The sequence below is a fragment of the Rhizobacter sp. P3_B12 genome (genome assembly GCF_056402895.1).
Window position 1 is genome coordinate 1 of sequence record NZ_JBFUGN010001251.1, and the last position, 1,491, is coordinate 1,491.

Sequence of the window (1,491 nt, forward strand, 5' to 3'; positions counted from 1 at the left end):
CCGAGCGCCAGCCCCACCAGGCCGCCCAGTACCGCATAGACGAAGTTCATCGGCCCTCCACCGCTGTCCTTGTGGCGGCGATTATGACGAGCGCCCCCGGCGCGCCCGGACGCTCTTTCGGGGGGTTGCCGGGATCAGTCGCCGGTGAGGTAGGCGACCAGCTGCCGCTCGGCCACCGACCAGCCGCGGCGCCGGCGCAAGGCGGCGAGCCGCTCGGCCGCACTGCGCAGCCGGGCCGGCGTCGCCTCCAGCACCTGCGGGTGCACGTAGGACTTGCGGCACACCGCCACCGTGTTGCCCAGCCGTTGCGCCACGTCGGCCAGCACGTCGTTCAGCTCGCGGCGCGTGAAGCCCTCGTCCTCCCGCTTCCCTTCGGCTGCATCGGCCCGTTCGCCGGGCAACTCGCCCAGCAGCGCCAGCGCATGCACGCTCGCATGCCAGGTGCGGAAGTTCTTCGCGRTGAACTCGGCCCCGCTCGCCTCGCGCAGGTAGTCGTTGACGTCGTCGCTGCCGATGCCGTGCAGCTCGCCGTCGTCACCCTCGTACTGGAACAAGGCCTGTCCCGGCAATGCCTGGCAGCGCCGCACCACGCGCGCGACCCGCGGGTCTTCGAGCGCCACGCGGTGCTGCACGCCGCTCTTGCCGCGGAACTGCAGCGTGATCTCGCGCCCGTTCACGCGCGCATGCCGGCTGCGCAGCGTCGTCAGGCCGAACGAGCCGTTGCTGCGGGCGTACTCGTCGTTGCCCACGCGCACCAGCGTCGTGTCGAGCAGGCGTACGACGGTCGCGAGCACCGTCTCGCGGCCCGGCCTCGCGCCGCCGCCCTTCAGGTCGCGCTGCACCCGGGCCCGGATGCGCGGCAGCGCCTCGCCAAATTCCAGCATGCGGTCGAACTTGTCGGCATCGCGCGCCCGCCGCCACTCGGCGTGGTAGCGGTACTGCTTGCGGCCACGCGCATCGCGCCCGGTGGCCTGCACATGGCCGAGCGGCGACGGGCAGATCCACACCTGCGTGTACGCGGGCGGAATCGCCAGCCGCCGGATCCGCTCCAGTTCGCTGCGCTCGCGCAACGGCCGGCCGTCCGGCCCGAGGTAGCTGAAGCCGTTGCCGCGGCGCGCCCGGCGGATGCCGGGCACCGCATCACTGACGTACTGGAGGCGCTGGCTGGCCGGCACGTGCCCTCTTCAAGCTCTGCAAATTCGACCGGGTGAAGTTTTCTGACGCCGGTAAGAAACTCGGCAGCATTTACGTGCCGCCGAGAGTCGCAGGTCAGGACGAGCTCTTCGCGCGTTCGCGGTCGCGCAGCATCTTGATCTGGTCGTGGTTGCGCTGCACGCCGAGCTGCATGCGCGCCACCACCGACTTCACCGGCTCCGGCAGGTCGTCGTCGCGCAGCGCCGCGCGGTAGCGGGCCAGCGCCGCGTCCTCGCCGCGCTCGCACTCGTCGAGCATCGCCTGGTCGGTGTAGCCCACCAGCGAGCCGCGCACCGC

At 71.8% G+C, this 1,491-nt stretch carries 2 protein-coding genes; both read right to left on the reverse strand.

Features of this window, described 5'->3' with window-relative positions:
- Positions 1–134 precede the first annotated feature (134 nt).
- Positions 135–1,175 (reverse strand): DNA topoisomerase IB, encoded by a 1,041-nt coding sequence (locus AC1D01_RS34260; protein ID WP_477873915.1) that lies wholly within the window; start codon positions 1,173–1,175, stop codon positions 135–137.
- A 94-nt stretch (positions 1,176–1,269) separates the two neighbouring features.
- The coding region (locus tag AC1D01_RS34265; protein ID WP_477873916.1) for a PA2169 family four-helix-bundle protein at positions 1,270–1,491 on the reverse strand (222 nt) is incomplete at its 5' end.